General features: G+C 70.7%; 23 protein-coding genes and 4 tRNA genes. 15 read left to right on the top strand and 12 right to left on the bottom strand.

What is annotated here, in order from left to right; all coding sequences use genetic code 11:
* The first annotated feature begins 69 nt into the window (after positions 1-69).
* The 6 genes from AB0C27_RS18445 (at position 70) to AB0C27_RS18420 (ending at position 1,985) form a co-directional block, all read left to right on the top strand.
* Positions 70-141: transfer RNA gene (locus tag AB0C27_RS18445), tRNA-Gly, on the top strand.
* A 15-nt stretch (positions 142-156) separates the two neighbouring features.
* Positions 157-227, top strand: a tRNA-Cys gene (locus tag AB0C27_RS18440).
* Between the two features lie 51 nt (positions 228-278).
* Positions 279-350: transfer RNA gene (locus AB0C27_RS18435), tRNA-Gly, on the top strand.
* Positions 351-369: 19 nt separating this feature from the next.
* Positions 370-444 (top strand) — tRNA-Val (locus AB0C27_RS18430).
* Between the two features lie 225 nt (positions 445-669).
* Positions 670-1,122 (top strand): DUF6879 family protein, encoded by a 453-nt coding sequence (locus tag AB0C27_RS18425; RefSeq protein WP_357845201.1) that lies wholly within the window; start codon positions 670-672, stop codon positions 1,120-1,122.
* A gap of 14 nt (positions 1,123-1,136) precedes the next feature.
* Entirely contained in the window at positions 1,137-1,985 is an 849-nt protein-coding gene (locus AB0C27_RS18420; RefSeq protein ID WP_357845198.1) for a helix-turn-helix transcriptional regulator, read from the top strand.
* A 209-nt stretch (positions 1,986-2,194) separates the two neighbouring features.
* Here the strand turns inward: AB0C27_RS18420 and AB0C27_RS18415 are convergent, their stop codons facing one another.
* From AB0C27_RS18415 to AB0C27_RS18405, 3 genes are read right to left on the bottom strand one after another with little or no spacing between them, the layout of a single operon-like run.
* The gene (locus tag AB0C27_RS18415) at positions 2,195-2,971 is read right to left on the bottom strand and encodes a DeoR/GlpR family DNA-binding transcription regulator (RefSeq protein WP_357845196.1); all 777 of its coding nucleotides are present in this window, start codon (positions 2,969-2,971) and stop codon (positions 2,195-2,197) included.
* Between the two features lie 5 nt (positions 2,972-2,976).
* The gene (gene pdxA, locus AB0C27_RS18410; protein WP_357845193.1) at positions 2,977-3,975 is read right to left on the bottom strand and encodes a 4-hydroxythreonine-4-phosphate dehydrogenase PdxA; all 999 of its coding nucleotides are present in this window, start codon (positions 3,973-3,975) and stop codon (positions 2,977-2,979) included.
* On the bottom strand, positions 3,972-5,402 hold the full coding sequence (locus AB0C27_RS18405) for a four-carbon acid sugar kinase family protein (protein ID WP_357845190.1): 1,431 nt from the start codon (positions 5,400-5,402) through the stop codon (positions 3,972-3,974). Before AB0C27_RS18405 ends, pdxA begins: the two co-directional genes overlap by 4 nt.
* A gap of 196 nt (positions 5,403-5,598) precedes the next feature.
* Between AB0C27_RS18405 and AB0C27_RS18400 the strand changes: the two genes are divergently transcribed.
* The 3 genes from AB0C27_RS18400 to AB0C27_RS18390 all read left to right on the top strand — a co-directional run bounded on the left by AB0C27_RS18400 (position 5,599) and on the right by AB0C27_RS18390 (position 8,379).
* Positions 5,599-6,519, top strand: a complete 921-nt coding sequence (locus AB0C27_RS18400) for an aldo/keto reductase (protein ID WP_357845187.1) — start codon at positions 5,599-5,601, stop codon at positions 6,517-6,519.
* A gap of 115 nt (positions 6,520-6,634) precedes the next feature.
* Positions 6,635-7,399 (top strand): aldolase/citrate lyase family protein, encoded by a 765-nt coding sequence (locus AB0C27_RS18395; RefSeq protein ID WP_357845184.1) that lies wholly within the window; start codon positions 6,635-6,637, stop codon positions 7,397-7,399.
* 197 nt (positions 7,400-7,596) lie between these two features.
* A complete protein-coding gene (locus AB0C27_RS18390) occupies positions 7,597-8,379 on the top strand; it encodes a hypothetical protein (RefSeq protein WP_357845310.1) in 783 nt (260 codons plus the stop codon).
* 32 nt (positions 8,380-8,411) lie between these two features.
* Here AB0C27_RS18390 and AB0C27_RS18385 read toward each other — a convergent pair whose 3' ends face one another.
* Both AB0C27_RS18385 and AB0C27_RS18380 read right to left on the bottom strand, forming a co-directional pair.
* Positions 8,412-8,723: a DUF6401 family natural product biosynthesis protein gene (locus AB0C27_RS18385; protein ID WP_357845181.1), complete on the bottom strand. Its 312-nt coding sequence runs from the start codon at positions 8,721-8,723 to the stop codon at positions 8,412-8,414.
* Positions 8,724-8,760: 37 nt separating this feature from the next.
* Positions 8,761-9,915, bottom strand: a complete 1,155-nt coding sequence (locus tag AB0C27_RS18380) for a 4-hydroxybenzoate 3-monooxygenase (protein WP_357845178.1) — start codon at positions 9,913-9,915, stop codon at positions 8,761-8,763.
* 70 nt (positions 9,916-9,985) lie between these two features.
* Between AB0C27_RS18380 and AB0C27_RS18375 the strand changes: the two genes are divergently transcribed.
* From AB0C27_RS18375 to AB0C27_RS18365, 3 genes are all read left to right on the top strand, one after another.
* Positions 9,986-10,732, top strand: a complete 747-nt coding sequence (locus AB0C27_RS18375; protein ID WP_357845175.1) for an IclR family transcriptional regulator — start codon at positions 9,986-9,988, stop codon at positions 10,730-10,732.
* A 69-nt stretch (positions 10,733-10,801) separates the two neighbouring features.
* Positions 10,802-11,695, top strand: a complete 894-nt coding sequence (locus tag AB0C27_RS18370) for an NAD(P)H-binding protein (protein ID WP_357845172.1) — start codon at positions 10,802-10,804, stop codon at positions 11,693-11,695.
* 72 nt (positions 11,696-11,767) lie between these two features.
* The gene (locus tag AB0C27_RS18365) at positions 11,768-13,192 is read left to right on the top strand and encodes an FAD-binding oxidoreductase (protein ID WP_357845307.1); all 1,425 of its coding nucleotides are present in this window, start codon (positions 11,768-11,770) and stop codon (positions 13,190-13,192) included.
* Positions 13,193-13,224: 32 nt separating this feature from the next.
* On the opposite strand, the gene ligD is transcribed toward AB0C27_RS18365, so the two are convergent.
* The 3 genes from ligD to AB0C27_RS18350 all read right to left on the bottom strand — a co-directional run bounded on the left by ligD (position 13,225) and on the right by AB0C27_RS18350 (position 16,965).
* Positions 13,225-14,427, bottom strand: a complete 1,203-nt coding sequence (ligD, locus tag AB0C27_RS18360; protein WP_357845169.1) for a non-homologous end-joining DNA ligase — start codon at positions 14,425-14,427, stop codon at positions 13,225-13,227.
* Positions 14,428-14,479: 52 nt separating this feature from the next.
* Positions 14,480-15,229, bottom strand: coding sequence for a crotonase/enoyl-CoA hydratase family protein (locus AB0C27_RS18355; protein ID WP_357845166.1), 750 nt, complete (start codon positions 15,227-15,229; stop codon positions 14,480-14,482).
* A gap of 65 nt (positions 15,230-15,294) precedes the next feature.
* Complete coding sequence (locus tag AB0C27_RS18350; RefSeq protein WP_357845163.1) at positions 15,295-16,965, bottom strand: acyl-CoA dehydrogenase family protein; 1,671 nt, start codon at positions 16,963-16,965, stop codon at positions 15,295-15,297.
* 30 nt (positions 16,966-16,995) lie between these two features.
* Between AB0C27_RS18350 and AB0C27_RS18345 the strand changes: the two genes are divergently transcribed.
* Positions 16,996-17,715 carry a PaaX family transcriptional regulator C-terminal domain-containing protein gene (locus AB0C27_RS18345; protein ID WP_357845160.1) on the top strand — a complete coding sequence of 240 codons (720 nt, stop codon included), beginning with the start codon at positions 16,996-16,998 and terminating at the stop codon, positions 17,713-17,715.
* 6 nt (positions 17,716-17,721) lie between these two features.
* On the opposite strand, the gene AB0C27_RS18340 is transcribed toward AB0C27_RS18345, so the two are convergent.
* The 3 genes from AB0C27_RS18340 to AB0C27_RS18330 form a co-directional block, all read right to left on the bottom strand.
* Positions 17,722-18,708 (bottom strand): hypothetical protein, encoded by a 987-nt coding sequence (locus tag AB0C27_RS18340; protein ID WP_357845158.1) that lies wholly within the window; start codon positions 18,706-18,708, stop codon positions 17,722-17,724.
* Positions 18,709-18,814: 106 nt separating this feature from the next.
* Complete coding sequence (locus AB0C27_RS18335) at positions 18,815-20,212, bottom strand: glutamate--cysteine ligase (protein ID WP_357845155.1); 1,398 nt, start codon at positions 20,210-20,212, stop codon at positions 18,815-18,817.
* A gap of 35 nt (positions 20,213-20,247) precedes the next feature.
* Complete coding sequence (locus tag AB0C27_RS18330; RefSeq protein WP_357845151.1) at positions 20,248-20,958, bottom strand: SDR family oxidoreductase; 711 nt, start codon at positions 20,956-20,958, stop codon at positions 20,248-20,250.
* 102 nt (positions 20,959-21,060) lie between these two features.
* Here AB0C27_RS18330 and AB0C27_RS18325 point away from each other — a divergent pair, with 102 nt between their 5' ends.
* On the top strand, positions 21,061-21,891 hold the full coding sequence (locus tag AB0C27_RS18325; protein ID WP_357845149.1) for a helix-turn-helix transcriptional regulator: 831 nt from the start codon (positions 21,061-21,063) through the stop codon (positions 21,889-21,891).
* A 1-nt stretch (position 21,892) separates the two neighbouring features.
* Positions 21,893-22,939, top strand: a complete 1,047-nt coding sequence (locus AB0C27_RS18320; protein ID WP_357845146.1) for a zinc-dependent alcohol dehydrogenase family protein — start codon at positions 21,893-21,895, stop codon at positions 22,937-22,939.
* Here AB0C27_RS18320 and AB0C27_RS18315 read toward each other — a convergent pair.
* On the bottom strand, positions 22,908-23,396 hold the full coding sequence (locus tag AB0C27_RS18315) for a carboxymuconolactone decarboxylase family protein (protein ID WP_357845144.1): 489 nt from the start codon (positions 23,394-23,396) through the stop codon (positions 22,908-22,910). The two genes, AB0C27_RS18320 and AB0C27_RS18315, sit on opposite strands and share 32 nt — an antisense overlap.
* Between the last annotated feature and the right edge of the window lie 36 nt (positions 23,397-23,432).

Here is a 23,432-nt window from a genome sequence, read left to right as displayed (position 1 = left end):
GTGCGCACGGGCACTCCGCGGAGACGATATGGTTTTCCCGTGGCCCGGCGCACGCCGCCGGAGTTTCACGCGGAAGTGGCTCAGTGGTAGAGCATCACCTTGCCAAGGTGAGGGTCGCGGGTTCGAATCCCGTCTTCCGCTCGGAGCAAGACTCCTGGTGGAGTGGCCGAGAGGCGAGGCAGCGGCCTGCAAAGCCGTCTACACGGGTTCAAATCCCGTCTCCACCTCGATGACCGGCGGACCCTCCGGGATCCGGTAAAGTAAAGAAGCGTCATCACGCGGAAGTGGCTCAGTGGTAGAGCATCACCTTGCCAAGGTGAGGGTCGCGGGTTCGAATCCCGTCTTCCGCTCTGAGTTCTAACTCAATACGGACGATTAGCTCAGCGGGAGAGCGCTTCCCTGACACGGAAGAGGTCACTGGTTCAATCCCAGTATCGTCCACCACACTCCATCGCCAATGTCGCCAACAGGAGTTCCAGCCCCAGGTCACGGCACACGCCGAGAGTCTGGGGCTTTTGTTGTCCCTGGTTGATCACGACTGGGGCCGGCCCGGCGCTCACTTTGTGCTCACCAATGATGACACCAGCGGTGGCAACAACTGCCCGATGGTCTGGAAGGACGAAACCGACGGCTCCATCGTGCTGCAAGGCTGGGGAAGTCACCGATCCCTTGGAGACCGGGGACACCTGCACCCCCGACGATCCCTGTTACGTCGAGTGGCAGCAGACCGGGATCATCGATGTGGATACCCACTGGCACGAGTGGCGAGACGAGGTGGCCAGAACGGTGGCCCGCGGTGTGGTCATGCGCCGAGCAAGGATCGTTTCCGAGCCGGTCACCGCGTTCATCCGGTACGAGTACGAACTGACATCGCCGCTCAATATCGCGGCCGGAGAAGAGGTCCGGTGGCTCCCAAGGAGCCGAGCATCGGATCTCATGTTGCCGGGCAACGACTTTTGGGTGTTCGATGAACACCTTGTGCGCTTCACCCTCTTCGGCGGCGACGGACAGTACGTCGGCGAGGAGCTGACGAGCGACCCTGCCCAGATCAAGCTATGCCTGAGAGCATTCGAGGCCGTCTGGCAACGATCAACCGACCATTCCGAGTATCGGCCCGAATAAGCACAATAGGGACCATGCCCAGCTCGCCATACTCGTCCGCCCGACAGGTCCGCCTGGCCATCGCCGAACGCCTTCGCGAAATCATGCGAGACGCGGGCCACACCGGGCGCTCGCTGGCCGACGCGGCGGGCTGGCATGAGTCGAAGTCATCTCGGTTGCTGCACGCCAAGACCCTGCCCTCCGATGAAGACCTCCGGAGGTGGTGTCAGGTTTGCGGCGCCACAGACCAGGTGGACGATCTGCTCTCATTGTCGAGAACGGCAGAGTCCATGTACGTGGAGTGGAAGCGACTTCATCGGACCGGGCTCAGGCAGCTCCAGGAGTCGAAGGTTCCCCTCTACGAGAGCACGCGTCTGCACCGAGTGTACTGTTCGCAGCTCATACCTGGGTTCTTGCAGACGCCCGAATACGCGTGGGTGTTGTTGAAGATGTTCGGCAACTTCCATAACGCTCCCGATGATCTGGAAGCGGCAGTGGCCGCACGAATGGCGCGCAACGACCTCCTTCGCCGAGCCGGATACCGCTTCAAGTTCCTGCTCGAAGAGCAAGTACTGAGGCATCAGATCGGTGACCCATCGGTGATGCGTGCTCAGCTTGAGCATCTCCTGGCTGTGGCCAAGCTGCCGTCGACCTCCGTAGAAATCATCCCCGTGGCCGCACCACACCGGCTCTGGGCGCTGGAGGCGTTCAACGTCTTCGACGACAACCTCGTTCAGGTCGAGTTGCTGACTGCCACGGTGAACGTGACTCAGCCGAGCGAGGTCGGCTTGTACATCAAAGGCTTCACTGACCTGGCCGCCATGTCCGTTGTAGGTGCGCCGGCGAAGCGCCTTGTCCAAGCCGCCCAACAGAACTTCATGTAGGCCTGCAAGCTCGTGCAAGGTTGTTGAGAGCCTCGGTTCTGGGCTCCTACCGTCGAGGCATGGCGGGACACACATCGCACGAACTCCTCTGCACGCCGATTTCGGAGGCGGAGGCGGCGGTCCAGAACACCGCCCTCGCCCGTGAGCTGCTGATACGGCTACATGACATACAGTCGACCGCCTGCCTCCTTGCCGATTCCAGCCAGGGTTCAGCTCGGGGTGGTGACGACGACCGTTCTGACGCCTTTCGCGGTGAACGGTTTGAGCGACTCCTCCGTGGCCGACGCGTCCGTGACCAGAGTCCAGGCGTCCGGCATGCGGGTCCATGCGTGGAACGGGCGGCGGCCGAGTTTGGCGGCGTGGACGAGCAGGTAGATGTGGCGTGAGCGCTCCATCATCAGCTCCTTGAAGCGCGTCTGCTGCAGGCTCGCCTCGCAGATCCCCTCCTCCGCCGTGACCCCGTCGGCGCCCAGGAAGACGCGGTCGAACGTCATCCGGCTCAGCGCCGCCTCTGCCAGCGGGCCCACGAAGCCCTGGCTCACGTGGCGCAGCGTGCCGCCGAGGCATTCGACGTGCACGCCCGTCGCCCCGGCCAGCTCTTGGAGGGCGTTCAGGCCGGTGGTGGCCACCGTCAGGTCCACCGCGTGGCGCAGCTCGTGCGCCAGGGCGCCCGTGGTCGAGCCGGAGTCGAGCAGGACGGTCTCGCCGGGACGGATCTGGGCGGCGGCCCAGGCGGCGATGGCGCGCTTGGCCTCGAACGCCTCCCCGATGCGCTGCCGCAGCGACGCCTCTGGATGGGTGACCACCGCCATCGCCCCGCCGTACGTGCGGGCCAGCAGGCCCGCCGCCTTCAGGTGGGCCAGGTCACGGCGGATGGTCGAGGCCGTCACACCCAGCTGGGCCGACAGCTCCTCGACGCTGGCCAGCCCGGTGGTGGTGGCCAGGTGGACGATCTCGTCGCGTCTGGCCTGTGCCGCACGGCCCATCGGCCTCACCACCCTTGCGCGGACGACAGCTCGGCGGCCTGCCGGAGGGCCTCGATCATGCTACCGGCGTCCGCGACGCCCTTGCCGGCGATGTCGAACGCGGTTCCGTGGTCGACCGAGGTCCTGATCACGGGCAGGCCGACGGTGATGTTGACGCCCGCCTCCAGGCCGAGGATCTTGACGGGGCCGTGGCCCTGGTCGTGGTACATGGCCACGATGAGGTCGTAGTCGCCCCGGCCGGCCAGGAAGAACGCGGTGTCGGCGGGCAGCGGACCGTGCACGTCCATGCCCTCGGCGCGCAGGCGTTCGACGGCGGGGACGATCTTCTCCTCCTCCTCGCCGTACCCGAACAGGCCGTTCTCCCCCGCATGGGGATTGATGCCGCAGACGCCGATCTTGGGACGTACGAGGCCGGAACCGCGCATGGCGGCCTCGCCGCGCCGGATCGTCCGCTCGACCAGGCCCGGCTCGATGCGGGCGACGGCGTCGATCAGGCCGATGTGGGTGGTGACGTGGATGACCTTGACCTTGGCGGTCGAGAGCATCATCGACACCTCCTCGGTGCCGGTGAGGTGGGCGAGCAGCTCGGTGTGGCCCGGGTAGAGGTGGCCGGCGGCGTGCAGGGCCTCCTTGTTGAGCGGGGCCGTGCAGATCGCCTGTACCTGGCCGGACATCGCCAGCTCGCTGGCCAGCCGTACGTACTCGTACGCCGCGCCGCCCGCGACCGCCGACACCTGCCCCCACGGCAGGTCGTCGGGGAGCAGGCCCGGGTCGATGACGTTGACGCGGCCCGGCTCGAACACCGCGTCGGCGACGCCGTCCACGGCGACCACCTCGGGGCTCGCGCCGACGAACCCGGCGGCCCTGCGCAGGCGGCGGGCGTCGCCGATGACGACCGGACGGCAGAACGCGGACGTCTCGGGGGCGAGCAGCGCGCCGATGATGACCTCGGGGCCGACGCCGGCGCCGTCCCCCATGGTGAGGGCGATCAGAGGTGTGCTCATGTCAGCCTTTCTGCGGAGGTGAAGTGGTGGGGGGCGAGATGGGCGGCTATGCGGAGGAGGCTGTCACGCTCGCCGAAGCTGCCCGGTCTGGTGACCACGTGGTGGCCTTGGGGGGTTTGGCTGAGCACCGCGCCGTGGTGGATCTGGCCCAGCGGGGTCAGCTCGGTGACGCCGAGCGCGTCGAGGACGCGTCTCGCGGTCTCACCGCCGGTGAGGACGAGGCCGGCGGGCCGGTCGCCGATGGCTCGGGCGACGACTCCGCCCAGGGTGGCGGTCAAGGCCGGCGGGGCGGGGCCCACCATGGTCAGCACGGCTGGGACGTGTCGCGCCAGCACGTCCCGCACCCGGCGGGCGGCGGCTTCGGGCTCGTTCAGGTCGGCGGCGGTGAGGGGGATGGGGGTTACGCCGTGTCTGACGAGCAACGCGGCCTGCTCGGCCGCCCCGGGCTCCGCGGTGCCGACGACTACCAGCAGAGGTGAGGCGCTGGGACGCGAAGCGGGCGCGTCGGGTGGTGGGTCAGGTGGTGGGTTCGAGGGCGGGCCAGGGAACTGGTCAGGTGGTGGGTCGTCATGTGGGCTGGGCGGCGGGTCGAGGGAGAGGGTGCGGCCGAGGGCTGCGGCCAGGCCGCCGGCGCCGATCAGGTGGGTGGACGGGTCGGCGTCGAGTGCGGCCGCCACGATCGCGTCGAGGTCGCCGTCCGTCTCCGCGTCGCACACCGCCACCCGGCCGCGTGCCTCCGTGATCGCGGTCGTCAGAATCCGGTGCCCGGCCCGGACGATGCTCAACGGCACGAGAACGGACGGCACCGCGCCGAGCGCGTCCGCCACGGTGGCAGGTCCGGTGAGGTCGGCCGCAGATGTACCCGCAGCCGTGGCAGAGGGTGGTTCTGTGACCGGGCAATCGGCCGTGCTGGGGGCGGGTTCCGCGACTGCGCCCTCGACAGTGGCGGGCGCAGACTGCGCGATTGCTCCCGTGGGCGTGATGGGGGCTGGCTGTGCGAATGTGCCCGTGGCGAGCGTAGGGGTTACGCGCCAGGTGCGTGTTTCGCGCAGCAGGACTCCCCGTACGTACGGGACCCCGCCCGTCACCGTGCGCCCGGCGGACGGGAGAGAGGGGGCGAGCACCACCGGGGCGGTGTCGAGGCAGGCCGCGACCGTGGCGGCGATGTTCCCGCGCAGCAGGGAGTCGATCTTGACGAAGACGCGGCGGCGCCCGGCGTGCCTGAGCGCCTCCCGTACCAGGTCGAAGGTCTGGGGGTGGTGCCGGCTGTCGAGGTCGGCCACCAGCACGGGTGCCTGTGCCGGATACGGCGGGCCGGACAGGGCGATGAGCGCGGAGCCGGCGTGGGACATGAGCACGGCCGCCGTCTCGGCCGCCCCCGACAGATCGTCGGCCAGGGCGAGCACGGACGCCGAGCCCACGCTCATGTCTCCCCCGGCCACCGAATTGCGCGAATCACGCGTTGAGCATTGCACAGAGTACGCAGCTATGCCACAGTTGCCGGCAAGCGGTGCCCGTTCTCGCGTGGCGTGTCCCCGGTGCGAGGTTTAGGTAGGTGGGGCTCGATAGCATGCGGGGATACAAGTCAGGCGACGTCCATCCGGCGGCGAAAGGACACGCTCGATGAATCCCGAGCCCGTGCTCGGAACCATGACCTTCGGCGACACCGTGGACGCGGACGCGGCCGGGAAGATGCTCGACCTGGCCCTCGACGCCGGGGTCACCGGGGTCGACACGGCCAACGGCTATGCGGGCGGCGCCGCCGAGGAGGTCCTCGGCAAGCTGCTGCGCGGCCGTCGCGACCAGGTCGTGCTGGCGACCAAGGCGGGCATGCCCCATCCGGACGCCGGCGGATACACGCCGCTGTCGCCACGCGGGCTGCGGAACGCGCTGACGGCCAGCCTGCGGCGGCTCCGCGTGGATCACGTCGACCTGTTCTACCTGCACCAGCCCGACCGGGCCACGCCGCTGGAGGAGACCCTGGCCACGGTCGCCGACCTGAAGCGGGAAGGCAAGATCGGCGAGCTGGGCGTGTCCAACTACGCCGCCTGGCAGATCGCCGGGATCGATCCCCCGCCCGTGGTGGCCCAGCAGCTCTACAACCTGGTGGCCAGGCGGATCGAGGACGAGTACGCCGAGTTCGCCATGACCAGCGGGCTGCGCACCATGGTCTACAACCCGCTGGGTGGCGGCCTGCTGACCGGCCGGCACCGCTTCGACCGCATGCCGGAGAGCGGCCGGTTCGGCGACTCCCGGCTGGCCGGGATGTACCGGGAGCGCTACTGGGACGCGCGGCTCTTCGAGGCGGTCGAAACGCTCGACGACATCGCCAGGCGGGCCGGGATGCCGCTCGCCGAGCTGTCCCTGCGCTGGCTGGCGGGCCGGCCCGTGGTGAACGCGGTCCTGCTCGGCGCCTCCGGCCCCGACCAGTTGCGGGCCAACCTGGAGGCGCTGGCGGCCGGGCCGCTGCCGTCCGACGTGGCCGCCGCCTGTGACGTGGTGGGCGCGTCGCTCCACGGCCCGATGCCCGCCTACAACCGTTGAGCTGTACGCACGAGGCCCGCCTGCAACCGTTCACCGGTACGCCCGGCGCGAGCGGGCAGCCGTTGAGCCGTACTCACCTCGTTCCCGTACTCGCCGTAGAGGAGATCGATTTCGTATGAGCGCAGCCGAGTTCGCCAGGAAGATCCGTAATCGGGAACAGTGCGTCGGCTACTGGGTGGTTCTCGACGCGCCCGTCGCCACCGAGCGCCTGGCCCGGCTGGGGTACGACTACGTGACGCTGGACGGCCAGCACGGGCTCATCGGCCACGCGGGGCTGCTGAGCAACCTCATGGCCATCGACGCGGGCGGGCGTTCTGTCGGCATTGTCCGGGTGGAGTCCGGAGATCCCGCCGTGATCGGCCGGGCACTCGACTACGGGGCGGGCGGCGTGATCGTGCCGCTGGTCGACACGGCCGAGGACGCCGCCGGTGCCGTCTCCGCGGCCCGCTACCCCGCCGGCGGTCGTCGCTCGTACGGGCCCATGCGCTCCTCGTTGCGCATCGGGCCCACGCCGGCGGAGGCGGATGAGACCGTGGTGGTATTGGCGATGATCGAGACGGCCGGCGGGCTGGAGAACATCGACGAGATCTGCGCCACGCCGGGCCTCGACGGCGTGTACGTCGGCCCTTCCGACCTGTGCCTCGCCGTGGGCGGGCGCTTCCCCAACGACCCGGCGGTGGCCGACGCCTTCGAGGCGGCGCTGGAGCGAATCCGTACGGCCGCCGCGGCGGCGGGCATCGCGGCCGGCATCCACAACCCAGGCGGGGAGCAGGCCGCCCGGCGGCTGGCGGAGGGCTTCACATTCGCGACTGTGGCCTCCGACCTCGTTCATCTGGAGCAGGCCGCGGCGGCACATCTGAAGGCCGCGAAGGGCGGCTGATCCTCCGGGGCTGCCAGGCCCGGCGCCCCCACCTCGCCGCCACGCTCGCAGGCCGGCATTGCGCCGGGATTGCGACTGCATGCCCCTGCCTGGGGAGGTATATCGCCTTGTGCGAACTTTGGTAGCTCTGCGTGTATATACCGTTTCAGCCCGGGTAGCGCCGATGCATTGGCTCCTCAGAGGAGGAAACTATGGACATCGACATAGGCCAAGGCATATCGGATGCCTGGCGGCAGATAGCCACGTTCGTTCCGCGGCTGATCGCGTTCCTGGTGATTCTCATCATCGGGTGGATCGTGGCCAAAGCCCTGGAGAAGCTCGTCGACAAGGTACTTGAGCGAGTCGGCTTCGACCGGGCGGTGGAGCGCAGCGGCGTGCGGCGGTGGCTGGAACGCAGCAAGTACGACGCCAGCAGCCTGCTCGCCAAGATCGTCTTCTACGCGATCCTGCTGATCACGCTGCAGATAGCCTTCAACGTGTTCGGCCCCAACCCGGTCTCGACGCTGCTGGCCGGTGTGGTGGCCTGGCTGCCGCAGGCGATCGTGGCCATCGTGATCATCGTGGTGGCCGGGGCGGTGGCCAAGGCCGTCAGGGACATCCTGTCCGGCGCGCTCGGCGGCCTGTCCTACGGCCGTTTCCTGGCGACCGTGGCCGCGGTGTTCATCTGGGCGCTCGGCATCATCGCGGCGCTCAACCAGATCGGCGTTGCCACGGCGGTCACGACCCCGGTCCTGATCACGGTGCTCGCCACCATCGGGGCGATCGCGGCGATCGGCGTCGGGGGCGGGCTCGTCCGGCCCATGCAGCAGCGCTGGGAGCGCTGGCTGAGCCGCATCGAGCAGGAGGCCCCGCAGGCCAGGGCGCACGCGGAAGCGTACCAGCGAGGGCGTGAGGACGCCCGGTCGATGACGGAGGAGACGGCGCCGATCAGGTCGGCGCAGGGCGGCGGAGCCCACCGCTCCGACATGCCTCCCGGCTGACCGCCGGCTCGAAACGGCGGCGCCGCACCGTGTCAGGCCGGGGCGGCGCCGTCCAGGAGGTCCAGTTCGCGGGTGAGCCAGCACACCGCCGTCAGCCGCAGCAACGGCGCGTCCGGCTCGCCGGTGAAGGCCCAGCCCCGGTGCCGCAGCTCGTCGAGGAAGCCGAGCAGATAGTCGCCCAGCGTCTCGCGATCGAGCGGGATCGCGTCGCGCAGCACCGCCGCGTGCTGGTCGACCGCCGCGACCATGCCGGGGTGCTCGACCATCATGGCGAGTTGCGCGTCGCCCAGGGTGTTCATGAGCCAGCGCAGGGGCGAAGCCGCCCATCCGTCCTCAAAGACCACCCCAACACTGTAAAGCATTTCCCAAGGTCAGAGGCCATCACGGCAGCCCGACGTAGTTCTCCGCCAGCGTCGTGGCCGCCGCCTCCGAGGAGGTCACGTAGTCCAGGTACGACAGCTGCAGCCGCCGCGCGTACGGGTCGTCCTCCTCGAACGTGTGCAGCAGCGTCGTCATCCACCACGAGAAGTGCTGGGCCCGCCACACCCTCTTCAGGCACGCCTGCGAGTAGCCCTGGAGCAGCTCGTCGGAGCCGCCGGAGAAGTACGCGTCCAGCGCCTCGGTGAGCACCCTGACGTCGGCCACGGCCAGGTTGAGCCCCTTCGCGCCGGTCGGCGGCACGATGTGGGCGGCGTCCCCGGCCAGGTAGAGCCGCCCGTACTGCATCGGCTCGGCCACGAACGCCCGCATCGGCGTGATGCCCCGCTCCATGATCTCGCCGGTGGTCAGCTCGAAGCCGGGCACGGTCTCCAGCCGGGCCTTGAGCTCGGCCCAGATGCGCTCGTCCGGCCACTCCCCCAGCTCGGCATCGGCGGGAACTTGCAGGTAGAAGCGGCTGACCGAGGGCGAGCGCATGCTGTGCAGGGCGAAGCCGCGCTCGTTCCTGGCGTAGATGAGCTCGTCCGACGAGGGCGCGACGCGGGCCAGGATGCCGAGCCAGGCGAACGGATATTCCCGCTCGAAGACGCTCAGAACGCCCTCGGGGATGGACGGCCTGGACACCCCGTGGAAGCCGTCGCAGCCGGCGATCACGTCACAGTCGAGCCGCTCGCCGCCGAAGGTCAGGTACGGCTCCGACTCCAGCGCGTGCACGGCCACGTCCTCGACCTCGAACCGCACGTCGCCGCCCGCCGCGAGCCTGGCCGCGATGAGGTCCTTGACCACCTCCTGCTGCCCGTACACGGTGATGGCCCGGCCCGGCACGAGCTTGTCGAACGCGATGCGGTGGCCCTGGCCCCCGTACCTGAGCTCGATGCCGTGGTGCGGCAGCCCCTCGCGCAGCATACGCTCGCCGACGCCCGCCTCCACCAGTGTGTCGACCGTGCCCTGCTCCAGCACGCCGGCGCGGACGCGGCGCTCGACGTAGTCCCGGCTGCGCTTCTCCAGCACCACGGAGGAGATGCCGCGCAGGTGGAGCAAGTGGGACAGAAGCAGACCAGCGGGGCCAGCCCCGATAATCCCAACCTGAGTTCGCATGAGGGAAGCATCCTGCCTAAGGCGGCGTATCGCCGAGAGGCTGCTTCCACTGAGTGGAAGAATAGCGCTCATGTCAGGCGGATCCCGCGAACCGGGACGGACAGTGACGTCCAAGGTGCTGGCCATTCTGGGCGCGTTCGACGCCGCGCATCCGCAGCTCACGCTCACCGAGCTGGCCGCGCGCAGCGGACTGCCGCTGAGCACGGCGCACCGGCTGGTGGGCGAGCTGGAGGTGTGGCAGGCGCTCGGCCGCACCCCCGACGGGCGGCTGCGGGTGGGGCAGCGGCTGTGGGAGCTGGGCCGGCTCGCGCCCAACCGGCTGCAGGAGCTGGCGCATCCGTGGCTGCAGGAGCTGTTCGGCTCGACGGGTGAGAACGTGCACCTCGCGGTCAGGGACGGCGTCGAGGTGCTGTTCGTGGACAAGGTGTACGGCAGGCGGGCGGTGCCGATCGTGTCGCGGATCGGGGGCCGGCTGCCGATGCATCCGACCGGGGTGGGCAAGGCGCTGCTGGCGTACGAGCCGGACTGGTTCGTCACGTCCTACCTGGCCCGCGCGCTCGAACGCCCGACACCCCGCACGATCACCGAGCCGGGTCGGCTGGCCAGGGAGCTGGCGGCGGTGCGGGCGCAGGGGTACGCGCTGACGCACGAGGAGATGACCCTGGGCTCGTGCTCGGCGGCGGCGCCGGTCCTGGTGGACGGGCGGCCGGTGGCGGCGCTGGGCATCGTGCTCTCCTCGCGGCGGGCCCGCGAGCTGCCCCGGCTGGTCGAGCCGCTGCGCGCCGCCGCCACCGGGATCGCCCGCGCCTACGGGTGATCGCGCAGGACCAGAGGCCGGGATGCGCTTCGCTGACATTTCTGGATTGTGGCGGGTAGGGGTCCCGACATGCGGATTCTGGTCACGGGAGCCACCGGCACGCTGGGCGGCGCACTGGTGCCCGCCCTGCTCAAGGCGGGTCACGAGGTGCGGGCGCTGAGCCGGGCCAAGCGGGAGGACCGCGGGAACGTCGAGTGGATGTGGGGCGACCTCATCTCCGGCAAGGGCGTCGAGGAGGCCGTACGGGACGTGGACGCGATCGCGCACCTGGCCACCAGCGGCCGCAAGGGGCGCGGCGCGGTGGACGTGCCGGGCACCAGGACCCTGCTCCTGCTGGCCAGGGAGGCCGGGCGGCCGCACGTGCTGTTGACCTCCATGGTCGGGGCCGACCGGGCCGCCCACGGCCACCTGCGTCACAAGCTGGAGGCCGAGCGCCTGGTCACGGAGTGCGGCCTGGACTGGACGATCCTCCGCCTCACCCCGTTCCACCAGTGGCTGCACCAACGGCTGCGCGGCTTCGCGTCGCTGCCCGCGCTGCCCGTGGACCGCTCGCTGCCCTGGCAGCCGGTGCACACGGGCGAGGTCGCCGCGCGCGCCGCCGCGCTGCTCAGCGCCGGGCCCGAGGGCAGGGAGATCGAGTTCGGCGGCCCCGAGGTGATCGACACCGAGACGCTGGTCAAGACCTGGCTGCGGGCGCAGGGCCTGCGCCGGCCGTGCGTGCCCGTCCGCTATCCGGGCCGCCTGTACGCGGCCCAGCGCGCGGGCCTGCTGCTCACCGACGCCCTGCCCCAAGGTGTGATCACCTGGCACGACTACCTGCTGCCGCCCGAGCCGATCCTCTCGGACGACTTCGCCTCCGAGCACACCGCCTCGCCCACCAGCCCGGCCACGCAGCCGGAGCAGGATCCTGACCTGCGCGTATACGGAGGCGACGAGGGGTATGAACGCCCGACACGAAGCTAGCCAGGCACCCGGTTTCATTACACTTCGCCGACTTGTAGGCCCCTGAGCTGTTACTAGACAATGTGTTCGGTGATGAAAGGCATCCCGCTGACCAAGGACTTCGCCAACGGCGGCGTCTCCTTCTGGTATCGGCAGATCGGCCTGCCCACGCGGCGGCCGGCGCTGCCGGGGCCGCGTGACTACGACGTCGCCATCGTGGGCGGCGGCTACACCGGCCTGTGGACCGCGTACTACCTGAAGCGGGCCGAGCCCGGCCTGCGGATCGCGATCCTGGAGAAGGAGTTCGCCGGGTTCGGGGCGTCGGGCCGCAACGGCGGGTGGCTGTCGGCCGAGTTCGCCGGGTCACGCAAGCGGCATGCCAGGGCGCGCGGGCGGCAGGCCATGATCGACCTGCAGCACGCCATGTTCCGGTCTGTCGACGAGGTCATCGAGGTGGCCCGCGCGGAGGGCATCGACGCCGACGTGCACAAGGGCGGGCTGATCCACGTCGCGACCAACCCGGCCCAGCGGCGGCGGCTGCGGGCCGGCGTCGCCGACCTGCGCGCGTGGGGATACGGCGCGGACGACGTGCGGCTGATGGAACGTGACGAGCAGCGCGAACGGCTGCAGGTGGCGGGGGCGCTGGAGGCGTCGTACTCGCCGCACTGCGCCCGCATCCAGCCGGCCAAGCTCGCCGTCGGGCTGGCCGGCGTGGTGGAGGGGCTGGGGGTGGACATCCTCGAGGACACCACGGTCACCGAGATCCTGCCCAGGGACGCCGCTCGCGGCGGGAAGGCCGCCGCGGTCACCACGCGCGGCGTCGTCACGGCCGGCTACGTCATCCGCGCGACCGAGGGCTTCACCGCGAGCCTGACCGGCCAGCACCGCCAGTGGCTGCCGATGAACAGCTCCATGATCGTCACCGAGCCGCTGCCGCCGGACGTCTGGAAGCACATCGGCTGGCACGGCAGCGAGCTGCTGGAGGACGAGGCGCACGCCTACGTCTACGCGCAGCGCACAGCCGACGACCGGATCGCGATCGGCGGGCGGGGAGTGCCGTACCGGTACGGCTCGCGTACCGACGACCGGGGGGCCACCCAGGCGCAGACGGTCGCGCTGCTCTGGCGGATGCTGGTCAAGCTCTTCCCCGCCGCCGCCGACGCGCGGATCGAGCACGCCTGGTGCGGCGTGCTCGGGGTGCCGCGCGACTGGTGCTCGACGGTGCACCTGGATCACGCGGCCGGCCTCGGCTGGGCGGGCGGGTACGTGGGCAGCGGCGTCACCACGGCGAACCTGGCCGGCCGCACGCTGCGCGACCTGGTGCTGCGCCGCGACACCGCGCTGACGGGCCTGCCCTGGGTGGGGCGTCAGGTGCGGCAGTGGGAGCCCGAGCCGCTGCGGTGGACCGGAGTGCAGCTCATCTACACCCTGTTCAGGGCCGCCGACCGGCACGAGAACGAACGCGGCACGACCACCTCCGCCTACGCCCACCTGGCCAACCTGATCTCCGGCCGCTGAACGCCCCGCTCACGCCCCGGACCGGCGTGCGTTCAGCTCGCCGGGCCGCCGCCCTGCCACGGGTCGTAGTCGACCTCCAGCGCCTCCTGCTCAGGCCGCTCCTCCTCGGGCACGTGCTGGAGGTTGACCCGGATCCGGTACCACACGCTGCTGCGCCCGCGCATCCCGTCGACCAGCACGTCGGCGGGCTCCAGCCGGGCCGCGGCCTTGGGGTGGCGGGCCTTCCACCGCTCGAACCCGGCCATCGCCTCGTCCTTGTGCTCGGCCTTGGCGATCTCGATCACCGGCATCGTCTGCTGCCTGCGCCCGCTGCCCTTGGGCGGCTTGGGCGCAGGCCCGAGCTCCTCGGCCAGGGCGAGCAGCCCGTCGAGCGAGCCGGGATGCAGGTCGAGGTCCTCCCAGGGGTCGCCGAGCTCGGCCAGCCGCTCGGGCACGGTCTCGATGGTGAACGCCTCGGGCCGGCACCCCGGCACCTCGTCCCAGGTCAGCGGGGTGGACACGCGGGCGTCAGGCACCGCGCGCACCGAGTAGGCGGAGGCCACCGTGCGGTCGTAGGCGTTCTGGTTGAAGTCGACGAACACGCCGTGGCGCTCCTCCTTCCACCAGCGGCTGGTGGCCAGGCCGGGGGCGCGCCGCTCGACCTCGCGGGCCACCGTCTCGGCGGCCTTGCGCACCTTCGTGAACGGCCAGCGCCGCTCGATCCGGGCGTAGACGTGGAACCCGCGCGATCCGGACGTCTTGGGCCAGGCGACCAGCCCGTGATCGGCCAGCACCTCGCGCGCCACCTGCGCCGTGGCCAGCACGTCGGCCCACCCGACGCCGGGCACGGGATCGAGGTCGATGCGCAGCTCGTCGGGCCTGGACAGGTCGTCGGAGCGTACCGGATGGGGGTTGAGGTCGACGCAGCCCAGGTTGACCACCCACAGGAGCTGCGCCAGGTCGGTGCAGACGACCTCTTCCGCGCTGAGCCCCGACCGATATTTGAGCTCGGCCACCTCGATCCAGTCGGGCCGCTTGGCCGGCGCCCGCTTCTGGAAGAACGCCTCCTGCTCGATGCCGTGCACGAACCGCTTGAGCACCATGGGCCGGCCGTGGACGCCGCGCAACGCCGCCTCGCCCACGCTCCGGTAGAACCGGAGCAGGTCGAGCTTGGTGTGGCCGGTTTGCGGGAAGACCACCTTGCCGGGGCTGGTGATGGGGACCTCGCGCCCGGCGACCTCGATGATGTCAGGCATACGGTCACGATACGCGCGGCCACCGACAATCTTGGGAAGCCGTACGCCGAGGTCAGGGGTTCAGGAAGGAGCCGTGCCTGCCCGCGCCCGCCGCGAAGCGGGCGGCACCCTCGGAGGCGTCGGGCAGCGACACCAGCCCGTGCCGCAGCTCGTTCCGCATCGCCTCCGCCTCCGCCATCCCGTCCTGCTCCAGCGCCGACATGCGGTCGCCGCGCAGGCACGCCTGCGGGAACGCGGCGATCCGCGCGGCCAGCTCCTCGGCGTGGGCGCGGGCGGTGCCGGTAGGCACGAGCCGGTTGGCCAGCCCCCACGCGTAGGCTTCCGGCCCCTCGACGGGCCGTCCCGTGAGGATCATGTCCATGGCGCGGGAGGAGCCGATGAGCTGCGGCAGCCGTACGGTGCCGCCGTCGATCAGCGGCACTCCCCACCTGCGGCAGAACACCCCGAACACGGCATCTTCCTCGGCCACCCGCAGGTCGCACCACAGGGCCAGCTCCAGCCCGCCGGCCACGGCGTGCCCGGCGACGGCGGCGATGACCGGCTTGCTCAGCCGCATCCTGGTCGGGCCCATCGGCCCGTCGCCCTCCTCGCCGACGTGGTTGTCGAGCGCCTTGAGGTCGGCGCCGGCGCAGAACGTGCCGCCCTCGCCCCACAGCACCGCCACGTCGGCGTCGGAGTCCTCGAAGTCCCTGAACGCCCCGGTCAGGGCGTCGGCGGTCTTGCGATCGACGGCGTTGCGCGCCTCCGGCCTGCTGAGCACCACCGTGGTGACGGGGCCGCGGCGTTCCACGCGTACGGTCATGAGATCCTCCTCGGGGAACCTGCCGAGCGTACGCTTTCACCTTGTCCACGGCCAGTGACGCCGCCTCAGAGGCTGACCGCACCTCCCAGCAGCTCGTCGAACGGGTCCTCCGCCGGGCGGTCGATCCCGCGCAGCGGGCCCTGGTCGGCCAGGTGGGCCTCGGCGTACAGGCGGGCCACCAAAGACTTGCGCCCGTCGTCGAGCCCCCACGTGGCCTGGTCCTCCAGCAGCGCGGCGGCGTAGACGTCGGCCATGAACTGCGCCAGCGGATAGAGCCGCTCCTCCGCCACCGCGTGCTCCAGCGCGGACCACGCCTCGATCGCCTTGGTCAGGTCGTCCACGCGCCCGCGCACCAGGTCGGAGGTGGCCAGCGCGCGCAGGTGGTCGAGGAAGGGCAGGTGGGCGCGTTCCTTGAGCATGGCGCGGCGCACGTCGAGGCAGAGGATGTTGTCGCCACCCTCCCAGATCGGGTTGACCTGGGCGTCGCGCAGCAGCCGGGCCACCGGCCACTGCTCGATGTAGCCGTTGCCCCCGTGCACCTCGATCGCGTCGCTGGCCGCGGTCACGCCGAGCCGGGCGGTGCGCAGCTTGATCAAGGCGGGGGCCAGGCGCAGCCGGGGCCCGACGTGGCCGTCGAACACCAGCGCCTGCGCCGCCTCGACCTCGACGATCAGCTCACCCAGGCGGCGGCGCATGAGCGGCTGTTCGATCAGCGGCCTGCCGAACGCCTCGCGTGAGCGGGCGTAGCAGATCGCCTCGACCAGCGCGCGCCTGGCCACGCCGACGCCCATCATGGCCACGCCGAGCCGGGAGGCGTTGGTGAGCTTCATCATGGTGCCGAGGCCCGAGCCCTCGCCGGAGCCGGTTCCTGCCAGCAGGAACGCCTCCGCCCGCTCGAACTCCACCTCAGCGGAGGCGACCGATCTGGTGCCGAGCTTGTCCTTCAGCCGGCGGATGCGCACGCCGTTGCGGCTGCCGTCGCGCCGCTCCCACAGGACGAGGAACGGCGCCACGGCCCCGCCCGGCATCCTGGCCAGCACCACGAACGCCGAGCCGTTGGCGTTGGAGGCGAACCACTTGAACCCGGACAACAGCCACGCGTCGCCCGCGGGCACCGCCTCGGTCTCCAGCGCGGCCAGGTCGGACCCGCCGCTGCGCTCGGTGAACATCTGAGCGGCCTCGCCGGAGTAGTAGCCGTTGGCGAAGATCTCCCGTACCCGATCGCGTACGTCCTCGGGCGCGTGCTTCTCGGCGAGGGAGACCACCATGTCCCCGCCCGTGCCGAGCGCGCAGCCCATGCCGATGTCGGCCTGATCGAGCAGGTACGTCCACGCGGCGCCGAGCGCGGCCGGATCGGCCCCGTGTGTCCTGGCCTCTTCGGCGAAGGAGGGCGAAGTGAAGTTCGCGCCCATCAGGGCCTGCCGGGCGGTGTGGAACGACGGCGGCATGACGACCTGACTGACGTCTCTGCCCCACTTGTCGTACTTCTCCAGCCGCGGCGGGTTCCTGTCGGTCTCCTCGGCGCACTCGGCGACGAGCCCGCCCGTCAGCTCGCCCAGCGCGTCGAGGTGCGGCTCGGCCCAGGCGAGCCCGTCGCCCAGGTGGCGGCGCATGAGCAGGCGCAGGGTGGGGTCGCAGCGCCACCAGTTGCGACCGGCCGCGCCCTGGTAACGCTCGGTGGCGTAGCGGTCGCTGCGCTCGCCGCGGTCGAAAGCTTCGATGAGATACCGGCCCATACCGCGAGTGTTACATATACTCGACACGCGATGGAAGAGCGTAATACCACACTGAGCGCGCGTTCCGCGGTGCTGAGCGCGCTGCTCGGCAGTCACCCGCCCCGGCTGCCGGCCCGCCACCTGGTGCGCATCGGCGCGCTGTTCGGCATCGCCGAGGGCACGGTCAGGGTGGCGTTGTCACGCATGCTGGCCGCGGGCGACCTGCTCCAGTCCGACGGCCAGTACACGCTGTCGCAGCGGCTGGTCGAGCGTCAGGCCAGGCAGGACGAGAGCCGCGACCCGCATCCGAAGCCGTGGGACGGCACGTGGGAGGTGGCCGTGGTCACCGCGGAGCGGCGGGCTCCGGCCGAGCGGGCCGCGTTCCGGCACGCGATGCTCGCGCTACGCCTGGCCGAGCTGCGCGAGGGAACCTGGATGCGCCCGGCGAACCTGGCGCGGGCCTGGCCGGAGATCGTCACGGCGCAGTGCACGCTGATCGACGGCCGCCCGCACGACGACCCCACGCCCCTGCTGTGGGACCTGGACGGCTGGGCGAGCGAGGCGCGCCGGCTGGAACGCGCACTCGGCCGGGCCGAGGGGCTGGCCGTGGGGTTCCTCGTCTCGGCCGCGGTGCTGCGTCACCTGCTGGCCGACCCGCTCCTGCCGCGCGAACTGCTGCCGGACGGCTGGCCCGGGGCCGAGCTGCGGGCGGTCTACGACGACTTCGACCGCCGTTACCGCGAGGTCCTGCGCCACCACCTCGACGGCTGAGAGCCTTCAGAGGCTGACGCCGAAGATCGTGCGCTTGTTCCTGAACTCGGTGACGCTCCACAACTTGCCCTCCTGCACGGCCAGGTCTTCCGGACCGATCGGGAACGGCCTGGTGCGCAGGGTCTGGCCCTCGTAGACGAGCAGTTTGCCGTTGGTGGTGGCGTTGGCCGCCTGGCTCAGGTACCACTTTCCGCCCCGCGACGTGGCTCCCTGGATCTTGGGATGTCCCATGACGAAGGCGTCGACCGGCGCGCCGCCCGCCAGGTCGAGGTCCCAGCGCCCCACCCAGCCGCCGGGGTCGTTCTCCCGGTATTCGCCGCTGATGAGGCGCGGGGTGGCGCCGCTGCGGTCGATGGAGACGAACGAGAAGCGCGGCCCGGCCTGCGCGACCTTCCAGAAGTCGGTCTGGGATATGACGTAGCGGTAGCCGAAGGCGTGCAGCTTGCCTCCGTGCCTGCCGACGCGCTGGGGGTCGCCCAGGTCGTTCTGGACGGTACGCAGGTCGAGCACGTTGTTCAGGTCGAAGACGCGCAGGCCGCGTACGGTGTCGGCGACGTAGAGCAGGTCGCCGTGGCAGGCGATGCCGCCCGCGTGGATGTCGATCGGCCCGTACGCCCCGTCCGGCTTGGCCTGCACCAGCAGCGCGTGCCGGTACTTGAGCGTGCGCGGGCTGACGAACGACAGCCTGATGCCGCGTTCGCCGGCCTCCGGCTTGAAGTACCAGCTCACCAGGAACGACGGCACCCCCATCCCGCCGGAGTCGTCGCTGCCGGTCAGGCCCTGGGGGTACCAGTCGGCGGTCTGCTGGTCGCCGTCGTCGAAGGAGTACCACTCGGCCGGCCTGGGGTTCATCGAACCCATCGTCGCGCTCGCGCCCTTGCGTCTCATCGCCCGGTTGGCCGCCGCGAGCACCGCTTCGACGGAGGTGCTCCCGATGTCGCTCGCCAGCTTGGCCGCCCCATCCGCCAGGTCGCCTGTCGCCCGATTCAGCACAAAAGCTGACTTATCGGTAGGAACCATGCCCGATGCCGCCATATCTTCCTCACCTTTTTCCGTCTCTTGACCAGTCTGACGGAAAAAGGGCGACCAAGGTTTACGATCACTTCCACAAATGCACAGGAGTACCTGTCAGAGCCAGCTCCCGATAGCGCCGCACGAGCCGCCCGCGGTCGCCGCCGAACCGTTCCAGCGTCTCCCGCTGCCAGACCGACCCGGTCCGCCGCGTCCGGGTGCGCTGCGCGATCACGCCCAGCGCCCGGTCCGCGTCGCCCGGCGTCACCCCGGCTCCGAGCAGCCCTTCCCGCGCCTCGGGCAGCAGCGACAGCACCAGCTCCCCCGCGTCGAACTCGCCCTCCCTGCCGGGCCAGGCCAGCTTGGCGTCCAGTCCGTGCATGGCCGCGCGATAGAAGTTCTGGTACGCCTGCGCGAACTGGTAGCCGGTCAGGTCCCGCTCCGCCTGCGACAACGTCAGCCCCAGCAGGAAGGCCGTGTTCGCCGCCATGTCCGCGCACGAGGGCCCCGCGGGCAGCGCCCGCATCTCGATCCGCAGGTGGCCGCTGTCGGCGGGGTCGTAGACGGGGCGGTTCCACTGCCAGATCGTGCCCTGGTGCAGCCGGAGCTCCGGCACCTCGTGCGGCAGCGCGTCCTCGGTGAGGTCGGGCAGGATCGGGTCGTAGTCCTTCACATAGCGTTCGAACAACTCGTGGGCGCCCTCGTACACCCAGTCGGAGCCGAACGTCACCCGCCCGTCCCTGCGCTCGCGCCGCTGCACGTCACGGTCGTCGGCGGCCTCCTCCATCAGCGCGATCCGCGTCTCCTCCCACAACGTCCTGCCCAGGAAGAACGGCGAGTTGCCGCACGCCGCCAGCACCGGCCCGATGGCCAGCTGCGCGGCGTTGAACATCCGGGCGAAACGCTCAGGAGGCGTGCGTACGTGCACCTGCCACGAGGTGTTGGCGCTTTCGAGGATCACGTCCTCGACCGACAGCTCCAGATCCTCGATCTTGACCAGGAACGGCTCCAGCCGCAGCCGCCTGACACCCCTGCTCATGGCCCGGTAGCGGTTCTGGTCGCTCATCGCGCCCCGCGTGAAGTCCTCGGTGTCGAGCGTGGGCAGGATGCCGATGGGCACCGCTCCCCCGCCCGCCACCGCCGCGTCCACCTTGGCGATCGTCTCCTGCACCTCGCCGCTCAGCGTCTCGAAGGGCCTGCCCGCCAGGGGTATGGGAGTCAGGTTCACCTCGATGTTGAAGCGGCCCAGCTCCAGCACGACGCGGGGGTCACCGAGGGCCTCGCGCACCTGGCTGTTGCGCGGCAGGGGCCGGCCCTCCTCGTCGACCAGGAACAGTTCGAGCTCGGCGCCGATCGTGGTCGGCCCCTGGCCGAAACCCGGGGTGTCGAGCAGTTCGCGCAGCACCCCGAGCTGCTCGTGGATGCGGTCCGCGAAGCGGGCGTACTCCGCCTCGGTAAAACGCTCCTTATCCAGATCTCTTCCCATCACCCCCCTCTGTCCTTTTTCCCGTTCATGACACATCACCAGGCGATCACGCCGTCCTCGTACATGTAGGTCCCGGTGGGTCCGTCCGTGTCGAGGGTCGCGAACCGTACGACGACCTCCGCGCCCTGCTCCGGCGTGAGCACGCCCGTGTTCTCGTTCAGGTCGGTGGCGCAGAAGCCGGGGGACACGGCGTTCACCTTGATCGGGGTGTCCTCCAGCTCCTTGGCGTAGCAGACGGTGATCATGTTGAGCGCGGTCTTCGAGGAGTTGTAGGGCAGATGGTTGAACGAACGGAAGGGGGTGGCCGGGTCCACCGCGACGGCCAGCGAGCCGAGCTCGCTCGACAGGTTCACGATCCGGCCGGACGCGGACCGGCGCAGCAGCGGCAGCATGGCGTTGGTCACGGTGACGACGCCGAACACGTTCGTCTCGTAGACCTCCTTGACCTGCGCGGTCGTGAGGGCGCTGGGCTGGAGCGCGGTCATCCCGCCGGTGATGCCGGCGTTGTTGACCAGGATGTCGAGCCGGCCGTACTCGGCCTCGACCCACTTCGCGGCGGCGGTCACGCTCGCCTCGTCGGTCACGTCGAGCTGGACGAACGGCAGCCCGAGCCGCCCGGCCGCGGCCCGTCCACGTTCCTCGTCGCGCGCCGCCACGACGGCGGTGACGCCCTGCCCGGCCAGCAGCCGCGCGGTCTCGTATCCGATTCCCTTGTTGGCACCCGTGATGAGGGCGATTTTCGTCATGTCTCCACGTTCGCCCAGGTCAGGGCAGTATGAGGAGAGACCTGGGGAGGCTGGTATCAACGGTGCCACCCTCGCCGCCGTCCCATCGCGGAGGATGGAGCCATGAACCGCGACGAACTGGCCGAATTCCTGCGCGCCCGGCGTGCCCGCGTCACTCCCACCGACGTGGGGCTGCCGTGCGGGGACCGCCGCCGCACGCCCGGCCTGCGCCGGCAGGAGGTCGCGCAGCTCGCGGGCATGTCGATCGACTACTACATCCGCCTGGAGCAGGCCAGGGGCCCGCACCCCTCGCGGCAGGTGCTCGGCGCGCTGGCCAGGGCGCTGCTGCTGAGCCAGGACGAGCGCACGCACCTGTTCCACCTGGCGGGCCAGCCGCTCGAGCCCGCGCGCATCAGGGACGACGTGCCGGCGAGCGTGCTGCACCTGATCACGTTCCTGGAGGAGGTGCCCGCGTACGTCGTGAACGCCCGCGGCGACATCCGCGCCTGGAACCCCGTGGCCGGCGCCCTCATGGGCGGACTGAACGCCCTGCCGCCCGAGCAGCTCAACGTGATCCGCTGGGTCTTCCTGTCCCCCCAGATCGCCGAGCACCTCAGCGACGAGGAGAAGGGCCGCTTCGCCCGCGCCTCGGTCGCCGACCTGCGCGTCTCCGCCGGCCGCTACCCCGGCGACCGCGAGCTCCAGGCGCTCGTGGCCGAGATGCACGCGCTCAGCCCTGAGTTCGCCGAGCTGTGGGCCCAGCACGACGTGGAGATCCGCCGCGAACAGCGCAAGCAGATCATCCATCCGGCGGTCGGCGTCATCGACACGATCTGCCAGGTCATGCTCGTGCCCGACCGCGACGACCTGCGTCTCATCCTCTACACCACCGAACCCGGCTCGCCGTCGCACCGGGCCTTGCGCGAGCTGCGGCAATTGACTCTAAGCTCATGAGATGCGAGCGGTTGCCTTTGACATCTTCGGTGGAGAGCTCGACGTGCGCGAGCTGCCCGATCCTTCCCCGTCCCCGCACGGGGCGGTGATCAGGGTCGAGGCGACCGGCCTGTGCCGGTCCGACTGGCACGGCTGGCAGGGCCACGACTCCGACATCAAGGTCCTGCCGCACGTTCCCGGGCACGAGCTGGCCGGTGTGGTCGAGGCGGTCGGCTCCGACGTGCGCGGCTGGCTGCCGGGGGCGCGCGTGACCGTACCGTTCATCTGCGCCTGCGGCACCTGCCCCTCCTGCGCCACCGGCGAGCAGCAGGTCTGCGAGCGGCAGACGCAGCCCGGCTTCACCCACTGGGGCTCCTTCGCCGACTACGTCGCCATCGACCACGCCGACGTCAACCTGATCGCCGTCCCCGAGGACATGGCGTACGCCACCGCCGCCGGGCTCGGCTGCCGCTTCGCCACCGCCTTCCGCGCCGTGGCGCAGGTGGGCGAGGTGCGTCCCGGCGAATGGGTGGCCGTGCACGGGTGCGGCGGCGTGGGCCTGTCGGCCGTCATGATCGCCACGGCGGCAGGCGCGCGGGTGGTCGCGGTCGACATCAGCACCGACGCGCTGCACCTGGCCGAGCTGGCCGGCGCCACCCACTTCGTCAACGGCTCGGCCGGAGACGCCGCCGCCCAGGTCAGAGAGCTGACCAGGGGTGGGGCCCACGTGTCGATCGACGCGCTGGGCAGTCCGCAGACCTGCGCGGCCTCCGTCGAGAGCCTGCGCCGCCGGGGGCGTCACGTCCAGGTCGGGCTGCTGCCGGGCGGTGCGACGCCGGTGCCGATGGAACGGGTGATCGGCCACGAGCTGCGGCTGCTGGGCAGCCATGGCATGGCCGCGCACGCGTACCCGCCCATGCTGGAGATGATCAGGGCCGGGATCCTCCACCCCGACCAGCTCATCACCCGCACGATCGGGCTCGCCGACGCCGGCAAGGCGCTCGCCTCGATCGGCTCGGTGCCGGGCGTCACGATGATCACTCCTCGGAGCGCACCCGGAGCGTCCTGACCACCAGCGCCAGCGCGGTGTGATGGGCCACGAGCAGCACCAGCTCGATCCGGCCCGCCTCGTCGTAGCGGTCGCACAGCGCCGCCCACGTCGCGTCGGTCAGGTCGCCGGCGTAGTGCAGGTCGTCGGCCACCTGGAGGACGAGCTGGTCCTCGACCGACCACAGGGCGTCGGGCCTGCGTACCAGCTCGATCTCCAGGGCCGACAGGCCCTTTTCCCTGGCCCGCCGGGAGTGGCGGTTCCACTCGTACTCGCTGCCGGAGTGGTGAGCCGTGCGCAGGGTGGCCAGCTCGCGGTCGCGGTCGGGCAGCGTGCCGTCCTGGAGCGCGGCGTCGAAACGCCGCCAGGGTTCGTACAGGAGCGGGTGCCTGGCCAGGGTGGCGAACACGTTGTACGGGCTGGACTTCGTGAAGTCGTCCCGTTCCCCGGGGGGAAGGGGCCGTACGCGAGGCTTCATGGTCGCCAGCATCTCCCGAGCGGACGCCCCCGGCCA

This window comes from Nonomuraea sp. NPDC048882, from assembly GCF_040649755.1.
GTDB classification, from domain to species: Bacteria; Actinomycetota; Actinomycetes; order Streptosporangiales; family Streptosporangiaceae; genus Nonomuraea; species Nonomuraea maheshkhaliensis.
The sequence above is the reverse complement of the archived record's forward strand: the minus strand, read 5'-3'. Positions and strand labels throughout refer to the sequence as shown.

Bases quoted from the DNA above. Each gene is read 5' to 3' on its own strand.
- pdxA (WP_357845193.1), bottom strand. From the start codon at position 3,975: ATGAGCACACCTCTGATCGCCCTCACCATGGGGGACGGCGCCGGCGTC.
- AB0C27_RS18370 (WP_357845172.1), top strand. From the start codon at position 10,802: ATGCGGATTCTGGTCACGGGAGCCACCGGCACGCTGGGCGGCGCACTG.
- AB0C27_RS18355 (WP_357845166.1), bottom strand. From the start codon at position 15,229: ATGACCGTACGCGTGGAACGCCGCGGCCCCGTCACCACGGTGGTGCTC.
- AB0C27_RS18345 (WP_357845160.1), top strand. From the start codon at position 16,996: ATGGAAGAGCGTAATACCACACTGAGCGCGCGTTCCGCGGTGCTGAGC.
- AB0C27_RS18330 (WP_357845151.1), bottom strand. From the start codon at position 20,958: ATGACGAAAATCGCCCTCATCACGGGTGCCAACAAGGGAATCGGATAC.
- AB0C27_RS18315 (WP_357845144.1), bottom strand. From the start codon at position 23,396: ATGAAGCCTCGCGTACGGCCCCTTCCCCCCGGGGAACGGGACGACTTC.
- AB0C27_RS18325 (WP_357845149.1), top strand. From the start codon at position 21,061: ATGAACCGCGACGAACTGGCCGAATTCCTGCGCGCCCGGCGTGCCCGC.
- AB0C27_RS18400 (WP_357845187.1), top strand. From the start codon at position 5,599: ATGAATCCCGAGCCCGTGCTCGGAACCATGACCTTCGGCGACACCGTG.
- ligD (WP_357845169.1), bottom strand. From the start codon at position 14,427: ATGCCTGACATCATCGAGGTCGCCGGGCGCGAGGTCCCCATCACCAGC.
- AB0C27_RS18350 (WP_357845163.1), bottom strand. From the start codon at position 16,965: ATGGGCCGGTATCTCATCGAAGCTTTCGACCGCGGCGAGCGCAGCGAC.
- AB0C27_RS18420 (WP_357845198.1), top strand. From the start codon at position 1,137: ATGCCCAGCTCGCCATACTCGTCCGCCCGACAGGTCCGCCTGGCCATC.
- AB0C27_RS18335 (WP_357845155.1), bottom strand. From the start codon at position 20,212: ATGGGAAGAGATCTGGATAAGGAGCGTTTTACCGAGGCGGAGTACGCC.
- AB0C27_RS18415 (WP_357845196.1), bottom strand. From the start codon at position 2,971: ATGGGCCGTGCGGCACAGGCCAGACGCGACGAGATCGTCCACCTGGCC.
- AB0C27_RS18375 (WP_357845175.1), top strand. From the start codon at position 9,986: ATGTCAGGCGGATCCCGCGAACCGGGACGGACAGTGACGTCCAAGGTG.
- AB0C27_RS18320 (WP_357845146.1), top strand. From the start codon at position 21,893: ATGCGAGCGGTTGCCTTTGACATCTTCGGTGGAGAGCTCGACGTGCGC.
- AB0C27_RS18395 (WP_357845184.1), top strand. From the start codon at position 6,635: ATGAGCGCAGCCGAGTTCGCCAGGAAGATCCGTAATCGGGAACAGTGC.
- AB0C27_RS18380 (WP_357845178.1), bottom strand. From the start codon at position 9,915: ATGCGAACTCAGGTTGGGATTATCGGGGCTGGCCCCGCTGGTCTGCTT.
- AB0C27_RS18365 (WP_357845307.1), top strand. From the start codon at position 11,768: ATGAAAGGCATCCCGCTGACCAAGGACTTCGCCAACGGCGGCGTCTCC.
- AB0C27_RS18405 (WP_357845190.1), bottom strand. From the start codon at position 5,402: ATGAGCGTGGGCTCGGCGTCCGTGCTCGCCCTGGCCGACGATCTGTCG.